Source organism: Bacillus cereus group sp. Bce041, from assembly GCF_052646455.1.
Window position 1 is genome coordinate 55,972 of sequence record NZ_JBQXON010000006.1, and the last position, 21,276, is coordinate 77,247.

A 21,276-nucleotide genomic window follows, 5' to 3' on the forward strand; every position below is an offset into this window, starting at 1 on the left:
AGTGGGATAGATGATACGGTTTTTAGAGAAGTATGTGATGCCAGTAGCAGGGAAGGTTGCAGAGCAGAGGCATTTACAAGCAATTCGAGATGGAATTATTTTAACGATGCCTTTCTTAATTATTGGATCGTTTTTCCTCATTATTAGTGCACTGCCGATACCAGGATATAACGAGTTTATGGCAGGTTTGTTTGGTGAGAATTGGCAGAGAGCTTTAGGGTATCCAGTTAGTGCAACTTTTAATATAATGGCTTTAATAGCTGTTTTTGGAATCGCTTACAGGCTTGGGGAGTATTATAAAGTGGACGCTTTAGCATCCGGGGCATTGTCGCTTGTGACGTTTTTACTTGCGACGCCATTTCAAGTTGCATATATTATACCAAGTACAAAAGAAAGTGTACTTGTAGAAGGCGCTATCCCAGCTGCATTAATGGGAAGCCAAGGGTTATTTGTAGCAATGATTATTGCACTTATATCTACTGAACTTTATCGATTTATTGTACAAAAAAAGATAATCATAAAGATGCCAGAGACAGTTCCACCAGCTGTCACGCGTTCATTTGCGGCACTTGTTCCAGGATTTATTGTTGTAACAGTTATTTGGATTTTACGCTTAATTATAGAAAATACTTCTTTTGGCAGTATCCATAATATTGTAGGACAAATTTTACAGGAACCACTTAGTGTACTTGGTGCTAGTCTTTGGGGCGCAATAATAGCAGTTATTCTCGTTCATGTTCTTTGGTCGTGTGGAATTCATGGTGCTACTATTGTTGGTGGTGTAATGAGCCCCGTTTGGTTGTCGTTAATGGATCAAAACCGAGTCGCTTTTCAAGCTGGGCAAGATGTACCAAATACGATTACGGCACAGTTTTTTGACTTATGGATTTATATGGGCGGTTCTGGTGCAACGCTTGCTCTAGTTGTCGGAATGTTACTATTTTCACGAAGTCAACAATTAAAAAGTTTAGGGAGATTGTCAATTGCACCTGGTATATTTAATATTAATGAGATGGTAACTTTTGGTATGCCGATTGTAATGAACCCACTTTTACTAATTCCATTTATATTAGTTCCAGTTGTGTTAACAATTGTTTCTTACTTTGCAATGGAATGGGGATGGGTCGCACGTCCGAGTGGGGCCGCTGTACCTTGGACGACACCTATTCTTTTTAGTGGATATTTAGGATCGGGCGGGAAAATTTCAGGTGTTATTTTGCAAGTTGTTAACTTTGCGCTAGCATTCTTCATTTATTTACCGTTCTTAAAAATATGGGATAAACAAAAACTGGCGGAAGAAAAGGGGGAGTAAAGAACTAAAATGGATACGATAGAGACGAAAGCTTTTCATTTAATCTTGCATGGGGGAAACGCGAGAAGTTGTTCAATGGAAGCAATTGATTGTGCGAAGCGTGGGGAGTTTACAGAAGCTGAAGCTAAATTACAAGAAGCACTAGAGGAATTAAAAGAGGCGCACCGTGTACAAACGGAGCTTATCCAGAAAGAAGCTGGTGGCAAAAAGACCGAAGTTACTCTTTTAATGGTACACGCACAAGACCATTTAATGAATGCAATTACGGTGAAAGAATTAGCGAGTGAGTTTGTAGAGTTATATAGGAAGATGTCGGTGGATGAATGAACCTTGCTTATGCAAGGTTTTTTTATGTATATGCCTGTACCATCAGTGGAATGTTCATCCCACTGATGGTATTTACAATCCTCCTTTTCTCGGATGAGTAAGAGTTATAATTAATCGACAGTAACAATTTCTCCTATACCACGAATTAATTTTTTTATATGCATTCGCTCCGGTTTTAATATATTTACGATATAATCAATCGCAATTTGTGGTTCAACGGTTGTACCACAAGTATAACAGTCAATAGCCGCAAAATTTTGTTCCGGGTAAGTGTGAATGGAAAGATGGCTTTCTGATAATAACACTAATACAGTAACACCATATGGCTGGAACTCTTTTTTACTTACGTTTAAAACATGGGCACCAGAGCAATCTGCAGCGTTAACTAAATGGTATTCTAAAAAGTGAATATCATCTAATAGGGAAAAATCCACTCCCCATAAATCCACTATTATATGCTTGCCAAAGGTAGAGTATTCCATAGGGCAGCACTCCTTACTATTAATATCGTCAAAACTTCATTTCCTGTTTGTAGCATTGATGTAAGATAAGATTTGATTCTGAATTTAAAAGAGCGAGGTTACGTTGTTCTAGATGTTCTTCTTTAAATTGAAATAAAGGAAAAAGAATAGCAGGCAATGTTCGAGGAGTTGGTACTACATATAATTGTTCAATTTGATCGAGTACATGTGCAGAATTAGCAGCGATATGAAATCCCCAATCAGTTCCGAAAGAAGGGACTATTGTATGATAACTCTTCACAGTTAATCCAGCGTGTTCAATTGTATTACCGATACTCCAATATACGAGAGGTGCATCAGCAGGTGAATTAGATTGACAGACAAAAGCACCATCTTTTGTTAAGAATGTAGCTATACGAGCAAATAGTTCGCTTGTATATAAAGTACTTAACAACTCTGTCGCTGGGTCTGGAAAATCAATAATGATTACATCATATAAAGATGAAGGTGAATTTAGAAATTCTTTTGCATCGCATACGTGCACGTTCACTCGATTATCAAAAAAAGCGTTTTTGTTTAAAGATACTATTTCTGGGACATTACGTGCCATATTAATCATCGCCTCGTCTAAATCAACAAGGTCTACATGTAGCACAGTTTCATATTTCAAAACTTCTCGTAAGGCAAGACCATCGCCACCACCTAATATGAGAACACGTTTAGGATCAATTACTTTTGCCATAATTGGATGTACAAGCGCTTCATGATAAATTTGCTCATCAACGGAACTAAATTGTAGTTGCTTGTCCAAGTATAAGCGAACATCATTTACTTGGACTAAATTAATATTTTGATAATTACTCTTTTCTTCAAATAACTTCGTATGTTCACCAGCTTGTATTTCCTTTAGAGAAATTTCATCCCATACATCTAAGTTGTGTGAACTTGTTTCTATTATGGGTTCCAACTGTTCTTGTTTATTTTGTTTTTCCTGTTTACCATGTTTGTTTTGCTTATTTTCTGTTTCCTGCTGTTCTAGTTTAATTTTGTCAGAGTCTAATTCAGAATGCTTACCTTTTTTATAGCTTGTTATTCTATAAATCTTTATTTTGCTTTGTTTTCTATGTTTTGGCATAGGAATCCCCTTTCGAATTGTGTTATTTTATTCTATTTTATTTTATGTAATCTAGTAGAGTTTGCTTGGACAATAGAATAGATAGAAGACTGAGCTCAAGAAAATGTTGTTTTTTACTAGATTTCTACGATAAAAAAATTTTTTAGTGTTTTTTCATATTAAACATAACTAGACAACTAAACACTAATCTATTTTCATACAGTTATGTGTTAAAAGCGTGTTGTTTTATAACACACTGTGTGTTTTTTGGACGACACACTAATTGAAAGCGTTAACGCACAAAGAAAACAGTCGGAAAAGCACTGATTTTAGTGGTTTTAAAAAGTTGGCACGCTAATTGCATTAATAAATAGCGTAAAGAAAAATAAATAAAACATAAATTTTTTATACTACACAAGGGGGATTTTCAAATGAATATTTTATTATGTTGCTCAGCAGGGATGTCTACAAGTTTACTAGTTACAAAAATGGAAGCGGCTGCAAAAGCTCGCGGTCTAGAAGGAAAGATTTGGGCTGTATCTGGGGATGCAGTAAAAACAAATATCGATCAAGCAGATGTATTATTATTAGGACCACAAGTTCGTTACATGCTTTCTTCAATGAAAACGCTTGCTGATGAGAAAAACGTTGGAATCGACGTTATCAATCCAATGCACTACGGCATGATGAATGGAGAAGCAGTTTTAGATCATGCATTAACACTTAAAAAATAATTAGGGGGGAAGCGAAATGCAAAAATTTATTGCATTTATGGAGAAATATTTAGTTCCAGTCGCAGGTAGAATTGGAGCGCAACGCCATTTAGTTGCAATCCGTGATGGATTTATCGCAGTTATGCCTCTTATTTTAGTTGGATCATTTGCAGTACTTATAAATAACTTACCAATTGATGCTTTCCAAAACTTTATGAAGGGCACATTTGGTGACGCTTGGAAAGATGTCGGTGGCGGTATGTGGACTGGTTCCTTTGCTATACTCGCCCTCATAGTCGCAGTTGGGATAAGTTACAATTTAGCGAAATCTTACGGCGTCGATGCGTTGTCAGCAGCAATCATTACATTCGGTGCATTAATTATTATTTCTCCGACAACGCCAAAAGAAGGCGGTATTGATTTAGCGTGGACAGGGGCACAAGGTCTATTCGTTTCCATTATAGTGGCTCTTCTTGTAACAGAAGTATTTAGATTCTTTGTTCAAAGGGATATTACAATTAAAATGCCAGATGGTGTTCCACCGGCAGTAATGAAATCATTCGCAGCGTTAGTTCCAGCCTTCGTTATTTTAATTGTAACAGCAGGTATTCAATTAGCTGTGAAACTTGCGGGAACAAGCATTCATAAAATGGTATTTGAAACAATTCAATTACCATTACAAGGTTTAGCGGGTACATTACCAAGTGCAATTATTATCGCGTTACTTATTCACGTATTATGGTTCTTCGGATTACATGGTCCAAATATTATTGGGGGGATTATTGACCCAATCTATTTACCAGCATTAGAGAAAAATATGAAATTATTTAATGATGGTATGTCTGCATATGACGTACCGCATATCTTCACAAAACCATTCTTTGATGTATACGTATATATCGGGGGATCGGGTGCAACGTTAGCATTCTTAGTGGCAGTAATGCTTGTAGCGAAAAGTGCGCAGCTTCGTGGTGTAGGCCGTGTATCTATCGGTCCTGGTTTCTTTAATATTAACGAACCAGTTATTTTCGGTACGCCAATTGTATTAAACCCAACGTTAATTATCCCATTCGTACTTACACCGGTTGTATTAGTTATTACTTCTTATACAGCAATCTCTTTAGGGTGGGTACCAAAAACAGTTGCGTTAGTTCCATGGACAATGCCACCAATCTTTAGTGGTTATCTTGTAGCGGGCGGAAGCATCGCTGGTGCAGCACTACAAGTGGTGAACTTTGCAATCGCGGTAGTAATTTACTATCCATTCGTATTAATGTGTGACCGCACTTATGTACAGGCTGCAAAAGCTGAAACAAAAGGAAGCGACAATTCAGTATCACTTTAAAAAATATTATTCTGGCGAGTTTCTATAGCTCGTCAGAATAATTACCTTTATATCATGTTCAAAAAGATGAAAAACATCTATATGAACACTAAACTATCATTAATAAATTCATACTTTAATAGAAATGTTCAAACTGAAGGGGTATTTAAATCGGTTGAACCTTATAGAGAGGGCGGTAATTATGATGACTACAGCAGAACAAATTCCATTCCAATTGATTTTAAATAGTGGTAACGCACGAAGCTTTGCGATGGAGGCACTTCAATTTGCCAAACAGGGGAAAATGGTAGAAGCAGATGAAGCGATGGTAAAGGCAAAAGAAGCGATTAATGAAGCGCATCATTTCCAAACAGAGCTCATACAATCAGAAGCAAGAGGAGAAAAAACAGAGGTTAGTGTTCTTTTAATTCACGCACAAGATCATTTAATGAATGCGATTACAGTGAAAGAATTAGCAGCAGAGTTTATCGATCTTTATAAAAAGCTTGAAGCGAAAGGGGAATAAAGCATGACTGGAATTAAAATTGCTACAATCGGCGGTGGATCTAGTTATACACCAGAGTTAATTGAAGGATTTATTAAGCGTTATGATGAACTGCCTGTTCGTGAAATTTGGTTAGTAGATATTGAGGCAGGAAAAGAAAAGTTAGAAATCGTTGGTAACTTAGCGAAACGTATGGTGAAAAAATCAGGTTTACCAATCGAGGTACATTTAACACTTGATCGTCGCGAGGCATTAAAAGATGCTGACTTCGTAACAACACAACTTCGCGTTGGTTTATTAGAAGCACGTGCAAAAGATGAAGCAATCCCATTAAAATATGATGTAATCGGTCAGGAAACGAATGGTCCTGGTGGTTTATTCAAAGCGTTGAGAACGATTCCTGTTATTTTAGATATTTGTAAAGATATGGAGGAGCTCTGTCCGAATGCATGGTTAATTAACTTTGCAAATCCAGCTGGTATGGTAACAGAAGCTGTTCTTCGTTATACAAATATTCAAAGAGTAGTTGGTCTATGTAACGTTCCAATCGGAATTCGTATGGGTCTTGCAAAATTACTTGAAGTAGATGCGAGTCGTGTTCACGTTGATTTCGCAGGTTTAAATCATATGGTATATGGATTAGACGTATATTTAGATGGCGTGAGTGTAATGGACCGTGTGTTAGAGCTTGTGACAGATCCAGAAAAGCAAATTACGATGGAAAATATCGCAGCGCTTAACTGGGAACCAGACTTTATTCGAGGACTTCGTGCAATTCCATGTCCATACCACCGTTACTACTACAAAACACGTGAAATGTTAGAAGAAGAGAAAGAAGCTTCTGTTGAAAAAGGTACACGTGCAGAAGTAGTAAAACAATTAGAAAATGATTTATTTGAGTTATATAAAGACCCGAACTTAGATATTAAACCACCACAATTAGAAAAACGTGGCGGAGCTTATTATAGTGATGCAGCATGTAGCTTAATTACGTCTATTTACAATAATAAAGGTGATATCCAGCCTGTTAATACACGAAACAACGGAACAATTGCAAGCTTACCACATGATTCAGCTGTTGAAGTGAACTGTATTATTACGAAAGAAGGCCCAAAACCAATTGCAGTTGGAGACCTTCCAGTACCAGTTCGCGGTTTAGTACAACAAATTAAATCATTCGAGCGCACAACAATTGAAGCTGCTGTTACAGGGGATTATCATAAGGCGCTGCTTGCTATGACAATCAATCCACTTGTACCATCAGATAAAGTTGCAAAACAAATTTTAGATGAAATGTTGGAAGCACATAAAGAGTATCTTCCGCAGTTCTTCAAAAAGGTAGAGAAGTAAAAGCGGCGCTATTTAGCCCGCTTTTTTTATTCTATTAGGAGGTATTATGATGATTAAGTTAATTGTAAATGCAGATGATTTCGGTCTTACAGAAGGTACAAATTACGGCATTATTGATGGGCATATAAATGGACTTGTAAATTCAACGACGATGATGATGAATATGCCAGGAACAGAGCATGCGGTACGCTTAGCGAAAGAGTACAACCTACTCGGAGTAGGCGTACATCTCGTATTAACGGCAGGAGAACCACTGTTAAAGGATGTACCGTCACTTGTAGGGGAAAACGGATCGTTTCATAAACAAAGTGTTGTAAGGGAAGGGAATATAAATCCAGAAGAAGTTGAGAGAGAATGGACTGCTCAAATTGAGAAGTTTTTATCTTACGGATTAACACCAACTCATTTAGATAGTCATCATCATGTGCATGGTTTACCGATTTTACATGATGTTCTTGAGAGATTAGCGGCTAAATATAATGTTCCGATTCGTCGTTGTGAGGAAGATAGAGCGGTGCATCCATTTTCTGATGTGTTTTACAGTGACTTTTATGCGGATGGTGTGACGGAAGATTACTTTGTGAAGTTAAAAGAAAGAGTACAAGGTGAACAAACGGTAGAAATTATGGTTCATCCAGCATATATTGATCCAGAGCTTGTGAAGCGTTCTTCTTACGTAATGGATCGTGTGAAGGAATTGCGTATTTTAACAGAGAGTGAGTTGCCAGAAGGGGTAGAGCTTGTAAAGTTTTAATAGAAAAAAAGACGGCTATATCATGCCGTCTTTTTTTCTATTTATAAAATGGACAGAATATATCCGCCAAAGGCTCCCAGTATAACGATAACCCAAGGTGGCGTTTTCCAAAAAGCTAGTAAGCAAAAAAGAAGCGAAGCGAAAACGAAATCTGAAGCATTTATAATTGTACTCGTCCAAATAGGATCATAAAAAGCGGCAATTAAAATACCGACAACAGCGGCATTGACTCCAAGTAGTGCGCCTTGTATGAAAGATATTTTTCTCACACTGTTCCAAAATGGTAAAACACCAATAACGAGTAAGAAAGCAGGGAGGAAAATCGCAATTGTTGCGAGTGTTGCCCCAAGCGTCCCGTTTAACACTGCTCCTATATAAGAGGCGAATGTAAATAGTGGTCCTGGTACTGCTTGTGTTAATCCGTATCCAGCTAGGAACTGTTCTTTCGTCATCATCCCGTTTTGTACGAACTCACCTTCAAGAAGGGGCAGCACGACGTGTCCTCCTCCAAATACAAGTGCGCCAGAGCGATAGAAACTATCAAATAAAGCGATGTAATAAGAGAACGGTCTTAATATTGGTAGCAGTAGTAATAGTCCAAAGAATAAGACGAGACAAAAAACTGCTATTTTTTTTGAAATAGGTACTTTTATATTTTGAGATTGGCTAATTGGTTGGTTGCGATATAAAAACCAGCCGATAAAGCCACATATTATAATGAGGATCACTTGCGTCCAGCTACTTGGCCATAATAAGGCGATTGCGGCAGTTACAATCGCAATCGTCGCACGGTTGCGATCTGGAGTTAACTTTTGCGCCATTCCCCATATGGCATGAGCGACAATAGCGACTGCTACAAGTTTGAGTCCATGAATCCAGCCAGCACTTCCAAGATCGAACTGATTAAGGAATGAGGCGAAGAAAACCAAAACAAGGACAGACGGTAAAGTGAATCCAATCCATGAAATAATAGCTCCTAAAAGCCCGCCCCTTAATAATCCAACGCCCATACCGACTTGACTGCTGGCAGGACCAGGAAGGAATTGACATAATGCTACTAAATCTCCATAGCTTCGTTCATCCATCCATTTTCTTTTTTGCACGTATTCGTGGTGGAAATAACCGAGATGAGCGACAGGACCGCCGAATGAAGTAAGTCCTAATTTAAATGAGACGAGAAAAATCTCTAATAATGTGTGAAAGGTGTGTTTGTTTTTTTTCAAAATAACCTCCTATAATGTTTTTCTATGTGCATTATACAAGAAGTGGTAAAGCAAAAGGAATGATTCTAATGTAAAGATTTTGTGAATCTTTTCTTTGTAATTAAAATTGAAAAAGTCATAAATGATTATGTCTAAACCATAAAGTAGTAGAAGTAGTGCTGGGAAATTTATATAAGGAGAATGCCTTATGACAACACATTTCTTTGCCAGGTTAACAGGTAAGAGGGAAGTGCCTCCTGTAAATACAGAAGCTTTTGGGGTAGCAGAGTTTATTTTTAGTGATGATTTAACGAAATTGCATTACAGAGTAATACTAAAAAATATAGAAAAGGTTACATCGTGTCAAATTCATTTAGGGAAGTCTACTCAAATTGGTCCTGTTGTTTTATATTTGTATGGTCCACTGGAGCAAGGGATTAGCTTGAACGAGGGAAGTATTACTGGTGTAGTGAATGTAGAGGATTTTGAGGGACCTTTACAAGGGAAATCATTTGTACATTTACTTCAAGAAATTATTCAAGCAAATGTATATGTTAATGTCCATACGAAATCACAAAAAAGGGGAGAAATAAGAGGGCGAGTTAGAAAAGTAAAGAAGTAGAGGAAAAGGCTGTCCATATGTTGGAACAGCCTTTTCTCATTATATAAGATGCTAGTTTTTAGCGATTATTGTCGGTAAATCGCTGATATAATCTGAGTTGCGCCGATATATTTCAATAATCGCGGATATAACTTGCGTTACGGTCGATATTTTTAAAAACTGCCTCAATTAATTTTTCACAGGTTGATTTTTAATAAAGAAGTCCATAACGTAAAATACTTCGTCATCTGGTATTTGTATTTCAAATGTATTTTCAATTGGTTGCAATGCTTTTTTTACTTTCATATACATCCAGTATTCATCTTGTCTCCTTTTCTCCTTATCAGGATGAGGAAGAAGGCTTTCTCCTTTTTGGAGACGGTCAACCATACAGCTCATATGCAGAATAACACCCATTAAGCTATCAGGAGTTAGCTGTAAGGAAATTAATTCTTGAATTGTATTTAATGCGTAACGAATTGTTTTGATCAGTAATGCCCCATCGTTACGTTGCATTTGTTGTTCAAGAATATCCTCCATTTTTGCATATGTTTCTTCATACGTAATTAATTCTTGAATGGGCTGAATGGCTGTGTAGTTTACGATGTCTTGGAAATGATATGTTAAGCACGGCACTTGCACATCGAAATTCGTGACGATACAAATGATGTTACGCTCTTTTTTTATGTTCTCGATCATTTTCGTCAAATCTTTTTCATGGACGATACTAATCGGAATAATTTCAATTAAGTCTTTATCGAATCGTAAATAGTTCTCTAACATTTTTTGAATAGCTAAAGCACTTCCTTCACCAGTTAAACAAGCTGTTAAAATAACAGATTTCATTGGAGAGAGAGGTTTTTTCTTTTCTTCTTGTACGTTTAAGTAAAACGGTGTTAAATTTTTTACTGTTTCATATAGCGCATCTAATGAATAACCGAGCTGGGCTTTTCGAGCTGCTTCTAGTGCGTGTGGTGTGCTCGTCATCGAGAGAACACGTACAGGGATTTTGAACTCCGTTTCTAATATGTCACCGATATAAGCAAGTGACCCCATATCAACGAGTAAGAGAAGCCCATTTACATTTTGTAGTGTTTTCATATACACTTTCACACGTTCTAAGAAATCTTTCGGTGATTCGTGTAACGGCATATCAATACCGGTTACTTCCTCAATGCCGAGAAGTTCGTTTGCAACGTTTGCCATTTCAGTTGCGATGCCATTACCGTGTGCTAATATTAATACTTTTACTTCTGTTTGTGAGGCAGGAATTGGATCAACAACGAAGAACATTGTTAAAAAGCCAGCTTCATCAATAGGCATTGTTATTTGTAATTCTTCCTCCAGTAGTTGAATGCATTGCATAGCTACGGAAAAAGCTTCTTTATATTTCGTACGAATTTGATTTAATTGTGGGTGATGTATTTGTTTTCCGCTTTGTAAACGTTGTAGAGTTGTCTGTACATGTAAACTTAAAGCGAGAAATACTTTTTCATCAAACGTCTTAGATAAATGCTTTTCAGCAAGTTCGGCTATTTTTTCACATACGGAAACGATATTACGATCCACAATTTTAAAAACATTTTCATGGCTTGTTTTTTTTGATATTTGGTTAAAATATTGTACGAAAAAGCTTTGAACATCATTTTCTATTAGTAATTCTAATTCTTCCTCTTCAATACCACGTGCTTGAAGTTCTTCGTATTTATAATCAATATAATCGTAAATAGAAGAGCGTTTTTCATCTTCTGTTTTATGATTACTCCAACCTTCCTCACCTGTAAATACAAATGTTTCATTTGGTATTTGGTATAAGTGACGGCTCTTTCTTTCAATGAACAACCCTTCTTTCATATACCAAGGTAAATCTGTACTTGAAACATAGACAGAATCACGTTTCTTTGTGACCAAATCAGAATAGGCTTTCGCACATGCAATTTGAACATCTGTTTTTAATTGACCGATGTTATTGGGACAATTGTAAAAGACGAAAGCACGCATTGCATTTGGGCTAACGTGAATGTCTTTTCGCAGACGAATTGCTTCATTTGTGAAAAATAGCTGTAGTAAAGCAAAGCGCTCTTTATGTGTACGCTCACGAAGTGGTGGCAGCGTAACAGTCATAGGTATACGTCTTGTAAATGTTTTTAATAAAAATGAATTTGGTTCTTCTGTTGTTGCAGTAATGATTAATACTTGTGCTTTACGTTCGTTCTCTGTTTCTCCAAGGCGGCGGTATACTCCGCGGTCAATAAAGGTGAAAAGCATTTCTTGTCCCTCTGGAGGCAGGCGATGTACTTCATCTAAGAAAAGAATTCCTTCATGTGCTTTTTCAATTAACCCTTTTTGATCACTTGCTCCTGTATAAGCTCCTTTTTTAATCCCAAATAATTGCCCGAGTAGTAACTGTGGATTATTTGCATAATCAGCACAGTTAAAGACGATAAATGGTGCATCTTTGGGAAGCTGTTCAACTTCAATTGCATATTCGTGCATTAAAGAAGCAAACATAGACTTTCCGACCCCTGTTTCTCCCAGTAGTAAAGTATGCATACCGTTTGGAGGATAGAGAATAGAAGCTTTCGCTTTTTCAATTGCAATTTTAAGGCTCGTATTTTCAATTGCAAATGTATCCAATGAAGTTATGTCTTTTGAATGCGTTTCCAACGAAGTGTTCGTTTCTATGTAAAAACGAACAGGTCGCGTATTTGTTTTTAATAAACGTTTATCTTTTACAAGTTTGTTTAAATCGCTACTTACATTGGCACGATCTAGTTGCAGAAATGTAGCGAGTTCTGATGCGGTTACACCTTCTGTATAATTGCCTTTTTGTATTGCGTTAAAAATGAGATCTATTCGTTTCATTTCTATTCACCTCGAAACTTCATCACTATTTAAAATTTTACACAAAAATGGGAAGGGTGGGAAGAGAAAAATAAAACAGCTTTAGCACATAGGCACTAAAGCTGTTACAATCTTGTGTCTTTCCAAAAATTCACCTTGAGATGAGAAGAAGGATTATAGGGAAGAAGTTTGTATCCTTGTGACTGTAAATAATCAATTACTTTTGGCAGTATTTGTACGGTTACACTCGAATCATGCATTAAAATGACTTCGACTTGTTCATCACTTTGATTACGTACTCTTTCGAGTATGGCAGAAGGATTGTCATAGCTTTTCCAATCGTATGTATCGATCGTCCAATCCCACATTTTATACTGGGCCGATACAAGTGCGTCACGGTAATTCTTTTTTAAGTAAGGCATACTACCATATGGAACGCGAACGAGATGTGTATTTAATTTCGTAACTTGCTGGACAATGCTTTGTGTTTGCTCCATTTCTGCAATTAGAGTGGAGGGGTCACCAGTGTAAAGGCGTTTTACATCATGTGACATACTGTGGAGCCCGATATAATGTCCTTCTTTAATTAATCGTTGCATCGTTTTTGTGTAATGCGGCACTTTTCCGCCAATAACAAAGAAAGTTGCTTTGCCGTTCTTTTCTTTTAAGATGTTTAAAATTTGTGTAGTATATTTGTTTGGCCCGTCATCAAATGTTAAGTACGCAATTTTTTGTGTAGGAGAAGTTGTTTCAGTATTTGGATGATATTCAGCAGGAATAACAGTTGTTGCTTCAGTATTAGATGATGCGTACATAGTAATCGTTAAAAATAAAATAATACATTGAAATATTCGCTTGATCATAACATTCACCCTCAGTTTGACAATCAAGATGTAAAAAAGAAAACTTGATACTTTTCTTATTATGTATATCTTTCTCCAATAGAGGAACTCTCAAACAATCTATATTTTGGAAATATAAAATGAGGAATAAAAAATAGCATCCTCTTATAAGAAAGAGGATGCTATTTGAATATTTCATAATTGAAAAGGTTATACTACAATTAGTCTTCGCGTTTTTTCACTTTTTTATAAAAGGAAATGATTGGTTTGTAGCGTTCATGTACAAGCCCGATTATTTCAGCGATGATTTCTGTGAAGAAAATCAAAGCGAAAAGAAGAATAATGGATAACCATAACGTTGCAGTAGTGAAAATAATGGCATTTACACTAAAGAAAATACCGAATGCGTATATAATTAGTACCGTTTTGCGATGAGAGAATCCCATTGCAAGTAAGCGGTGATGTAAATGCGATTTATCTGGTGCTGAAATAGGTTTTTTATTTACGATACGACGGATGATTGCAAATATCGTATCAAATATAGGTACACCTAAAATGATAATTGGAACGATAAAACTGAATAACGTTACACTTTTGTATAATCCAAGTAACGATATAACAGAAATACAGTATCCTAAAAATAGTGCTCCTGTATCTCCCATGAAAATTTTTGCTGGATGGAAGTTGTAGAATAAAAATCCAATTGTACTTGCTAATATAATTAATGCAAGTGGCAATATAATAGCTGTTCCAGTACCCCATGGGCTAGTGAAGGCCATATATGCTAGCGTTGCAAGTACGATAGATGAAATCCCAGCAGATAATCCATCTAAGCCGTCAATTAAGTTGATTGCATTCGTAATACCTACAAGCCAAAATACTGTAATTGGATAAGCAAGCCATCCAAGTTCAGTATCCCCAATGAATGGGATATATAATACTTGCACTAATAATCCACTTTTTACAATCATAATGGCAACTAACAGTTGTCCACCGAATTTTACTCTCGCAGATAACTCGTACATATCATCTAAAATTCCGATGATTACAATGATAATTGCACCTAGCGTTATCGATAACATTCTTTGTTCATATAAGCCACCGACAACAAATCCTACAGCTACACCAATAAATATTGCTAACCCGCCAAGACGTGGCATAATCTTTTGGTGCACTTTACGTGCGTTTGGCTTATCTGTCGCTCCTATTTTAAAAGCTAATTTAATAACTAAAGGAGTAACGACAAGTACAGTGATGAAAGATGCCAAAATGGCATAAATCACTTGTGAGTCCATTAATACCCCACCCTTTATAGTCTAACGTAATTTTTTTTTTTGAAAATATATTTATCTGAAAATTATGATGTTTGTTTACAGGCTCATAACATATGGTATCACAAAAAGATTAGAATTCAATCTTTTTTTCATTTTACGGTTAATGGAAGCGAATAAAATATATGACAATTGTATATAGAATGTTGAATCATATAAGAAGGTTAATCGTACTGAACCTTGGAATGTGACATTTTCTTTTTTTCTTCGATAGTGAATACTTTTATTTCAGTATTATAAGTGTTGCACGTAGAAATGAGTAAGTCTCGTGTTAAAATGTGGGAATTTATCACGCGTGAACTGGCAGCCTCATTCTTACTGATTAAGTTTTACTTTATAGTGCATTTAATTTTACAAAAACTTTAAAAAAAATAAGAGAAGTAATTCATATAATGAAAAAGGAAAAGGGTTTTCTCATTTTTAATGTGAGAGGGGGAAGCGCAGGGAGAATTCTAATTTTCATATCTTTTCTATTGTAAATTCCTGTGCGAAAAAGAAATGAAAATTACGATAGTAGGTACTGGATATGTTGGGTTGATTACAGGAGTAGGATTGGCAAAATTGGGGCATTCAGTTATATGTTTTGATATAGATAATGAAAAAATTGAACGGATAAAACAAGGGGATTTACCTATTTATGAGGCCAGATTACATGAATTAATAAATTATGCATATGAGAATAATGGTTTAACTTTTACATCAAATAAAGAAGAAGCATTTGATGATGTAGAGTTTATATTTATTGCAGTTGGAACCCCACCTTTATTAGATGGGACGGCAGATTTAACGTATATTCAGAGTGCTTGTAACGATATTGGATTATATGCGACGAACGATATTATTGTTGTTACGAAAAGTACAGTTCCAGTAGGTACAAATGATGTAATGAAGGGATGGATTGAGGAGAAGTTAAAAGGGAGGCATACAGTACATATCGTATCGAATCCAGAGTTTTTGCGTGAAGGTTCAGGTATTTATGATTTCTTTCATGGAGATCGTATTGTAATTGGAGCGGATAGTGAGGAAGTAGCAAGAAGAGTAGAGAGTTTGTATAGTGAATTATGTTTAGAAACGTATGTTACAGATATTAAAAGTGCGGAGATGATTAAATACGCGTCGAATGCCTTTTTAGCTACAAAGATTAGTTTCATTAATGAAATTTCAAATATATGTGAGAAGGTAGGCGCGAATGTATTGGATGTTGCCAAAGGGATGGGAATGGATAAGAGAATTGGTGCATCTTTTTTAAATGCGGGCATTGGCTACGGAGGGTCATGTTTTCCGAAAGATACGAAAGCGCTGGTGCAAATTGCGGGAAATGTTGCTCATGATTTTCGTTTGTTAAAAGCGGTTATTGAAGTAAATAATAAGCAACAGCTGCTATTGATTGAAAAAGCGAAAAAAGTTATGAACATGAGTAAAAAGCGGATTGCAGTTCTTGGCGCATCCTTTAAACCGAATACGGATGATATTAGAGAGGCATCATCTCTTATTATAATAGAAGCATTACTTAATATAGGTGCAGAAATTGTTCTTTACGACCCAAAAGCAATTCAATATGTGAAAAATATATTTGGAGATGCTATACAATATAGTAGATGTATAGATGAATCGATTAGAGATGCGAGTGCGGTTTTTATCGTAACAGAATGGGAAGATATTCAAACTTATCCGTTAGAAAAGTACGTACAACTTATGAGGGAGCCTATTTTATTTGATGGGAGAAATTGTTATACTGATGAAGATGTTAAGAAACAAAAGATAGATTATTACTCGGTGGGAAGAAAAAGTATTTGTAATAGAAAAGTTTCTGTTATGCGTTAAAAAGGGAAGTACTCATGCATATTTTTATATGTCATAATAGAAGCTGTAATTAGTGAAAGAAAAGAGGCAATCACATGACTGAACGTTTAAAAGTAATGACAATTTTCGGGACACGTCCAGAAGCAATTAAAATGGCACCTCTTGTATTAGAGTTGCAAAAACACCCAGAAAAAATTGAATCGATTGTGACTGTAACAGCACAACATCGCCAAATGTTAGATCAAGTATTAAGTATCTTTGGAATTACGCCAGATTTCGATTTAAATATCATGAAAGACCGCCAAACTTTAATTGATGTTACAACGCGTGGTTTAGAAGGTTTAGATAAAGTAATGAAAGAAGCGAAGCCGGATATTGTACTTGTACATGGTGATACAACAACAACATTTATTGCAAGCTTAGCTGCTTTTTATAATCAAATTCCAGTAGGTCATGTTGAGGCGGGCCTTCGTACGTGGGATAAGTATTCTCCATACCCAGAAGAGATGAATCGTCAATTAACAGGTGTAATGGCGGATCTTCATTTCTCACCAACAGCAAAATCAGCAACGAACTTACAGAAGGAAAATAAAGATGAGTCACGTATTTTCATTACAGGAAATACAGCGATTGACGCGCTACAAACGACTGTAAAAGAAACATATAGTCATCCTGTACTAGAGAAACTTGGAAATGATCGTCTTGTACTTATGACAGCTCACCGTCGTGAAAACTTAGGTGAACCGATGCGTAATATGTTCCGTGCAATTAAGCGTCTTGTAGATAAGCATGAAGATGTACAAGTTGTTTACCCTGTTCATATGAACCCTGTTGTTCGTGAAATAGCAAATGAAATTTTAGGTGAACATAACCGTATTCATTTAATTGAGCCGCTAGATGTAATTGATTTCCACAATGTTGCAGCTCGTTCATACTTAATGTTAACGGATTCTGGTGGTGTACAAGAAGAAGCTCCATCACTTGGTGTACCAGTTCTTGTTCTTCGTGATACAACAGAGCGCCCTGAAGGTATTGAAGCAGGTACGCTGAAATTAGCAGGAACAGACGAAGAGACAATCTTTGGCCTTGCTGATGAGTTGTTATCAGATAAAGAAGCTCATGATAAGATGGCGAAAGCATCTAACCCTTACGGTGATGGTCGTGCATCAGAGCGCATTGTAGAAGCAATTTTACAACACTTTAATAAGTAAATAAAAAGGGCCCAATCGGATAGATTGGGCTTTTTTTTACGGCTGATTGCGCATAATCCACTCTGCATGAGCATTTGTAGAAGGTGGCGGATCAGTTGGTGTTTTATTTTGGTTTGTTTCTTTTTTTGTTTGTTCGTTAGAGTTAGAACTTGAATTTGAATCAGGATTTGAGTTGTTTTTTGTAGCTGGATTTTTTGCTTTTTCTCCTAATTCTTTTTCAATTTCTTTACGCACCGTTTCTACACTGATTGGATCTGGAAGGAAGTAATAAATACCGCCTATTTTTTTGTCTTCGCCCTCAAGCTTTAACGTTTGCATTGTAGAAGGATCAAATCCAGAAATTTTATTGTAAAGAGCGAGTCCGTCTGAAATAGGAATGTCGGTTTTTATATATTTTCCAACGACAGCTGTTAAATCTTTAATTTTAAATACAGTAGAGGTGGAGTTTAGTTTATGAGCAACAGCGGCTAGTAATTGTCTTTGTCTAGCAGCTCGACCATAATCGCCATTTGGATCTTGCTTTCGCATACGGACGTAAGCAAGTGCTTCTTCACCGTTTAAATTTTGCTGTCCTTGCTTAAATTGAATTTTTTTGTAGTAATCCACGTCAGAGCGCTCCCAGAAATCGAAGGGTACGTCAACGGTAACGCCGCCAACAGCATCAACGATACCTTTAAAGCCTTGGAAATCAATTTTAAGATAATGGTCTACAGGAACTTTTAGAAAGCCTTCGACAGTTTTGATTGCCATTTCTTCTCCGCCGTAAGCATGGGCAGCGTTAATTTTGTCTTCCTTATTTTTGCCAACAATTTTAACTCGAGAATCACGAGGAATACTCATAAGTGAAATCTTTTGCGTTTTTGGATTGACTGTTGCAAACATTAATGAGTCTGTACGACCATTTTGACCGTCTGTCGCATAATCTTCTATACCCATAATGAGAATTGTAAAAGGTTCTTTTGTAATTTCTACATCCTTGTCTCTTAAATCTGATTTTTCACGAGTAAAACCACTATATATCCCCATAAGAGAAGAGTAAGAATTTAACACATAAACTCCTATACTGCCAAATAAAAATGCGAAAATAAGGAAGAAGAAAAGTTTCCTTCTTCGCTTCTTTTTTATTCTGCTATTTTGGAGATGATAATAACGTTCTTCCATATATAATCTCCTTAGTTCGTTAGTTCATTTGTAGGGAAGTAATTCACTACATTAATCTTTGAAGGTGATAAATAGGGTTATGCTTAGATAACATCTTGTTCTAAGTACAACATATCTCCTTCTATAATTGTACATTTCCCGTTTGTTAATTCAATCATCCAATCTGTAAATGCTTGTTTGCCGTCTTCTTCTACATACGTATCAAATGTGACATTTTCTAGATAATGTATATCTTTAATGGCATATTTTGAATTACGTAATTCATTTTCCACTTTGCCAAGTAATGTGTAATCAATCTCGGTTTGCATCACACGCATTAGTTTTCGCTGGACAACACCGACATGATTAATGCCTTCGCTTGTACACTTTCCATATGCACGAATTAATCCACCTGCGCCAAGTTTAATGCCACCAAAATAGCGTGTTACGACAACAACGGTATCTTTTAGTCCGCGTTTTTTAAGTACCTCTAGCATTGGTACGCCAGCTGTACCGCTAGGCTCGCCGTCATCGTTTGCTTTTTGAATATGATCTTGTTCGCCAATTAAATAAGCGGAACAATTATGTGTTGCATTCCAATGTTGTTTTTTTATTTTTTGTATAAATTCTTGAGCCTCTTCCTCAGTCGTTGCTCGGCTAATATAACAAATAAATCTTGATTTTTGAATGACAATTTCGTGTTCGCCGTAGCCTTTGATTGTTAAATATTGTAATAGCACTTGTGTACGCCCCTATCTATCAAAATGACTAGTACTTTCCATTTTAAAAGCGAGCCTTTTTATATTCAAACATTTTTTCTAAATACACTGAAGTTTTTGGTGAGTATTTTATCTTTTTGTTGTAATTTGTCGAGATGGTGGTATAATTTCAACCGGCATTTTCATGTATGGATGCACCATTTGTAGTTTTCGTGTAAAATTAGGAAATAAAACTTTTTATAAGGCAGGTACGAAAATGAAAATAGCTATTGTTACTGATAGTACGGCATATATACCGAAGCAAATTCGTGATGAACTCAATATATATATGATTCCATTAAACGTTGTGTTTGGAACAGAATCTTATCAAGAAGAAGCTGAAATTTCAGCAGATGATTTTTATGTGAAAGTACGTGAACAAGAGGAACTTCCAAAAACTTCTCAGCCAGCAATCGGAAAGTTTGTTGAGCTATATGAAGAACTAGCTAAAGATTATGATGCAGTTATTAGTATTCACCTATCAAGTGGAATTAGTGGTACATATCAAACATCAACGACAGCTGGACAGATGGTAGAGGGTATTGATGTATACACGTATGACTCTGAAATTAGTTGTGAAGTACAAGGATTTTATGTGCGTGAAGGTGCAAAGTTAGTAAGTGAAGGAAAGAACCCAAAAGAGATTATCGCTCGTTTTGATGAAATGAAGAAAACGATGGACGCCTATTTTGTAGTTGATGATTTACATCATTTACAGCGTGGTGGTCGATTGAATAGCGCGCAAGCTTTCATCGGCAGTCTGTTACAAGTGAAGCCAGTTTTATATTTTAGAGATAAAATCATTATTCCGTTTGAAAAGATTCGTACACGCAAAAAAGCATTAAAACGTATCATTGAAATTTTTGATGAGCAAGCAAGTAAAGGTGTACCTATGGAAGCAGTTATCATTCATGCGCAACGTGAAGAAGAAGCGAATGAATGGAAGAAAGAATTAGAAGCAAAATATCCTCACGTCACAATTCGTACAGGTTATTTTGGAGCTGTAATTGGTACGCACTTAGGTGAAGGTGCATTAGGTCTTGGATGGTATACGAAGTAATAAAGATATAAAAAGCTCTCTTTTTAAGAGGGTTTTTTTACGGGTATGTTACGTTTAGTTGACAAGTTAATATTTGGAAATGGTAAAATAAAATAATGAGGAAAGTTTTATAACTTACTTTTTACAAGAAACTATATTATAATAGAAGAGAGGTGAAACATATGGAGCATAATTCTTGTTTATGTCCAAAGTTTGAGTCAGCTTTTACTCTGCTTAGTAAGAAGTGGACTGGCTTAATTATTAAATCTTTGCTTGAAGAGTCGAAACGTTTTAGAGAAATCGCAGATATTATCCCAAATATGAGCGATCGTATGTTGTCAGAGCGTTTGAAGGAATTGGAAAGCGAGGGCATTGTAGTTCGTAATGTCTATCCAGAAGTACCAGTTCGAATCGAGTATGGCTTAACTGACAAGGGAAAAGCGTTAGAAAGTGTTATGGATGAGGTCCAAAATTGGGCTGAGAAATGGATGAAGTAGCATTTCATTTGTATTCGTATATTTAATAAAACGTAAGGGATTCCTTACGTTTTTTCTTTATTTATAGAAGTGAGAAAAGTATGTAAATTTCTACACATACATACAAAAATATACGCATTTTGCGCTAGAGCTACATATAATATTACAT

At 36.1% G+C, this 21,276-nt stretch carries 20 protein-coding genes; 12 read left to right on the forward strand and 8 right to left on the reverse strand.

Annotated features, from left to right (window positions below):
* Positions 1-10 precede the first annotated feature (10 nt).
* The gene (gene celB, locus ACUN13_RS19560; RefSeq protein ID WP_257115779.1) at positions 11-1,312 is read left to right on the forward strand and encodes a PTS cellobiose transporter subunit IIC; all 1,302 of its coding nucleotides are present in this window, start codon (positions 11-13) and stop codon (positions 1,310-1,312) included.
* Between the two features lie 9 nt (positions 1,313-1,321).
* Positions 1,322-1,639 carry a PTS lactose/cellobiose transporter subunit IIA gene (locus ACUN13_RS19565; protein ID WP_069604509.1) on the forward strand — a complete coding sequence of 106 codons (318 nt, stop codon included), beginning with the start codon at positions 1,322-1,324 and terminating at the stop codon, positions 1,637-1,639.
* A gap of 110 nt (positions 1,640-1,749) precedes the next feature.
* Here ACUN13_RS19565 and speD read toward each other — a convergent pair whose 3' ends face one another.
* On the reverse strand, positions 1,750-2,121 hold the full coding sequence (gene speD, locus ACUN13_RS19570) for an adenosylmethionine decarboxylase (protein WP_444877401.1): 372 nt from the start codon (positions 2,119-2,121) through the stop codon (positions 1,750-1,752).
* 28 nt (positions 2,122-2,149) lie between these two features.
* A complete protein-coding gene (locus tag ACUN13_RS19575) occupies positions 2,150-3,235 on the reverse strand; it encodes a polyamine aminopropyltransferase (protein WP_257115777.1) in 1,086 nt (361 codons plus the stop codon).
* 410 nt (positions 3,236-3,645) lie between these two features.
* Here ACUN13_RS19575 and ACUN13_RS19580 point away from each other — a divergent pair, with 410 nt between their 5' ends.
* The 5 genes from ACUN13_RS19580 to chbG all read left to right on the forward strand — a co-directional run bounded on the left by ACUN13_RS19580 (position 3,646) and on the right by chbG (position 7,860).
* Complete coding sequence (locus tag ACUN13_RS19580; protein ID WP_001023567.1) at positions 3,646-3,948, forward strand: PTS sugar transporter subunit IIB; 303 nt, start codon at positions 3,646-3,648, stop codon at positions 3,946-3,948.
* 16 nt (positions 3,949-3,964) lie between these two features.
* Positions 3,965-5,272 (forward strand): PTS cellobiose transporter subunit IIC, encoded by a 1,308-nt coding sequence (gene celB / locus ACUN13_RS19585; protein WP_001168845.1) that lies wholly within the window; start codon positions 3,965-3,967, stop codon positions 5,270-5,272.
* A gap of 181 nt (positions 5,273-5,453) precedes the next feature.
* The gene (locus ACUN13_RS19590; RefSeq protein WP_000989059.1) at positions 5,454-5,777 is read left to right on the forward strand and encodes a PTS lactose/cellobiose transporter subunit IIA; all 324 of its coding nucleotides are present in this window, start codon (positions 5,454-5,456) and stop codon (positions 5,775-5,777) included.
* 3 nt (positions 5,778-5,780) lie between these two features.
* The gene (celF, locus tag ACUN13_RS19595; RefSeq protein WP_000145750.1) at positions 5,781-7,106 is read left to right on the forward strand and encodes a 6-phospho-beta-glucosidase; all 1,326 of its coding nucleotides are present in this window, start codon (positions 5,781-5,783) and stop codon (positions 7,104-7,106) included.
* A gap of 49 nt (positions 7,107-7,155) precedes the next feature.
* Positions 7,156-7,860, forward strand: coding sequence for a chitin disaccharide deacetylase (gene chbG / locus ACUN13_RS19600; RefSeq protein WP_000593497.1), 705 nt, complete (start codon positions 7,156-7,158; stop codon positions 7,858-7,860).
* 41 nt (positions 7,861-7,901) lie between these two features.
* Here chbG and ACUN13_RS19605 read toward each other — a convergent pair whose 3' ends face one another.
* Positions 7,902-9,083 carry a chromate transporter gene (locus ACUN13_RS19605; protein ID WP_445423929.1) on the reverse strand — a complete coding sequence of 394 codons (1,182 nt, stop codon included), beginning with the start codon at positions 9,081-9,083 and terminating at the stop codon, positions 7,902-7,904.
* A 187-nt stretch (positions 9,084-9,270) separates the two neighbouring features.
* On the opposite strand from ACUN13_RS19605, the gene exsM reads away from it, so the two are divergent.
* Positions 9,271-9,684, forward strand: a complete 414-nt coding sequence (gene exsM / locus ACUN13_RS19610; protein ID WP_000207046.1) for an exosporium regulatory protein ExsM — start codon at positions 9,271-9,273, stop codon at positions 9,682-9,684.
* A gap of 168 nt (positions 9,685-9,852) precedes the next feature.
* On the opposite strand, the gene ACUN13_RS19615 is transcribed toward exsM, so the two are convergent.
* The 3 genes from ACUN13_RS19615 to ACUN13_RS19625 form a co-directional block, all read right to left on the reverse strand.
* The gene (locus ACUN13_RS19615; RefSeq protein WP_257115776.1) at positions 9,853-12,528 is read right to left on the reverse strand and encodes a PRD domain-containing protein; all 2,676 of its coding nucleotides are present in this window, start codon (positions 12,526-12,528) and stop codon (positions 9,853-9,855) included.
* A gap of 104 nt (positions 12,529-12,632) precedes the next feature.
* Positions 12,633-13,370: a polysaccharide deacetylase family protein gene (locus ACUN13_RS19620; protein ID WP_017674311.1), complete on the reverse strand. Its 738-nt coding sequence runs from the start codon at positions 13,368-13,370 to the stop codon at positions 12,633-12,635.
* 200 nt (positions 13,371-13,570) lie between these two features.
* The gene (locus ACUN13_RS19625; RefSeq protein WP_000378318.1) at positions 13,571-14,644 is read right to left on the reverse strand and encodes a glycosyltransferase family 4 protein; all 1,074 of its coding nucleotides are present in this window, start codon (positions 14,642-14,644) and stop codon (positions 13,571-13,573) included.
* Between the two features lie 534 nt (positions 14,645-15,178).
* Here ACUN13_RS19625 and ACUN13_RS19630 point away from each other — a divergent pair.
* Positions 15,179-16,504: a UDP-glucose dehydrogenase family protein gene (locus ACUN13_RS19630; RefSeq protein ID WP_257115775.1), complete on the forward strand. Its 1,326-nt coding sequence runs from the start codon at positions 15,179-15,181 to the stop codon at positions 16,502-16,504.
* Positions 16,505-16,578: 74 nt separating this feature from the next.
* The gene (wecB, locus tag ACUN13_RS19635) at positions 16,579-17,694 is read left to right on the forward strand and encodes a non-hydrolyzing UDP-N-acetylglucosamine 2-epimerase (RefSeq protein WP_000140145.1); all 1,116 of its coding nucleotides are present in this window, start codon (positions 16,579-16,581) and stop codon (positions 17,692-17,694) included.
* Positions 17,695-17,730: 36 nt separating this feature from the next.
* Here the strand turns inward: wecB and ACUN13_RS19640 are convergent, their stop codons facing one another.
* Positions 17,731-18,855: an LCP family protein gene (locus tag ACUN13_RS19640; RefSeq protein ID WP_098582800.1), complete on the reverse strand. Its 1,125-nt coding sequence runs from the start codon at positions 18,853-18,855 to the stop codon at positions 17,731-17,733.
* 83 nt (positions 18,856-18,938) lie between these two features.
* Complete coding sequence (locus ACUN13_RS19645) at positions 18,939-19,574, reverse strand: YigZ family protein (protein ID WP_063538078.1); 636 nt, start codon at positions 19,572-19,574, stop codon at positions 18,939-18,941.
* Between the two features lie 235 nt (positions 19,575-19,809).
* Between ACUN13_RS19645 and ACUN13_RS19650 the strand changes: the two genes are divergently transcribed.
* Positions 19,810-20,652 (forward strand): DegV family protein, encoded by an 843-nt coding sequence (locus tag ACUN13_RS19650; RefSeq protein ID WP_025921785.1) that lies wholly within the window; start codon positions 19,810-19,812, stop codon positions 20,650-20,652.
* A gap of 161 nt (positions 20,653-20,813) precedes the next feature.
* The gene (locus ACUN13_RS19655; RefSeq protein WP_000400857.1) at positions 20,814-21,128 is read left to right on the forward strand and encodes a winged helix-turn-helix transcriptional regulator; all 315 of its coding nucleotides are present in this window, start codon (positions 20,814-20,816) and stop codon (positions 21,126-21,128) included.
* Positions 21,129-21,276 lie beyond the last annotated feature (148 nt).

Coding starts and splice junctions, on each gene's coding strand:
- ACUN13_RS19575 (WP_257115777.1), bottom strand. CDS start 3,235: ATGCCAAAACATAGAAAACAAAGCAAAATAAAGATTTATAGAATAACA.
- celB (WP_001168845.1), top strand. CDS start 3,965: ATGCAAAAATTTATTGCATTTATGGAGAAATATTTAGTTCCAGTCGCA.
- ACUN13_RS19650 (WP_025921785.1), top strand. CDS start 19,810: ATGAAAATAGCTATTGTTACTGATAGTACGGCATATATACCGAAGCAA.
- ACUN13_RS19565 (WP_069604509.1), top strand. CDS start 1,322: ATGGATACGATAGAGACGAAAGCTTTTCATTTAATCTTGCATGGGGGA.
- ACUN13_RS19615 (WP_257115776.1), bottom strand. CDS start 12,528: ATGAAACGAATAGATCTCATTTTTAACGCAATACAAAAAGGCAATTAT.
- celB (WP_257115779.1), top strand. CDS start 11: ATGATACGGTTTTTAGAGAAGTATGTGATGCCAGTAGCAGGGAAGGTT.
- ACUN13_RS19640 (WP_098582800.1), bottom strand. CDS start 18,855: ATGGAAGAACGTTATTATCATCTCCAAAATAGCAGAATAAAAAAGAAG.
- exsM (WP_000207046.1), top strand. CDS start 9,271: ATGACAACACATTTCTTTGCCAGGTTAACAGGTAAGAGGGAAGTGCCT.
- ACUN13_RS19655 (WP_000400857.1), top strand. CDS start 20,814: ATGGAGCATAATTCTTGTTTATGTCCAAAGTTTGAGTCAGCTTTTACT.
- celF (WP_000145750.1), top strand. CDS start 5,781: ATGACTGGAATTAAAATTGCTACAATCGGCGGTGGATCTAGTTATACA.
- wecB (WP_000140145.1), top strand. CDS start 16,579: ATGACTGAACGTTTAAAAGTAATGACAATTTTCGGGACACGTCCAGAA.
- ACUN13_RS19625 (WP_000378318.1), bottom strand. CDS start 14,644: ATGGACTCACAAGTGATTTATGCCATTTTGGCATCTTTCATCACTGTA.
- speD (WP_444877401.1), bottom strand. CDS start 2,121: ATGGAATACTCTACCTTTGGCAAGCATATAATAGTGGATTTATGGGGA.
- chbG (WP_000593497.1), top strand. CDS start 7,156: ATGATTAAGTTAATTGTAAATGCAGATGATTTCGGTCTTACAGAAGGT.
- ACUN13_RS19620 (WP_017674311.1), bottom strand. CDS start 13,370: ATGATCAAGCGAATATTTCAATGTATTATTTTATTTTTAACGATTACT.
- ACUN13_RS19590 (WP_000989059.1), top strand. CDS start 5,454: ATGATGACTACAGCAGAACAAATTCCATTCCAATTGATTTTAAATAGT.
- ACUN13_RS19630 (WP_257115775.1), top strand. CDS start 15,179: ATGAAAATTACGATAGTAGGTACTGGATATGTTGGGTTGATTACAGGA.
- ACUN13_RS19580 (WP_001023567.1), top strand. CDS start 3,646: ATGAATATTTTATTATGTTGCTCAGCAGGGATGTCTACAAGTTTACTA.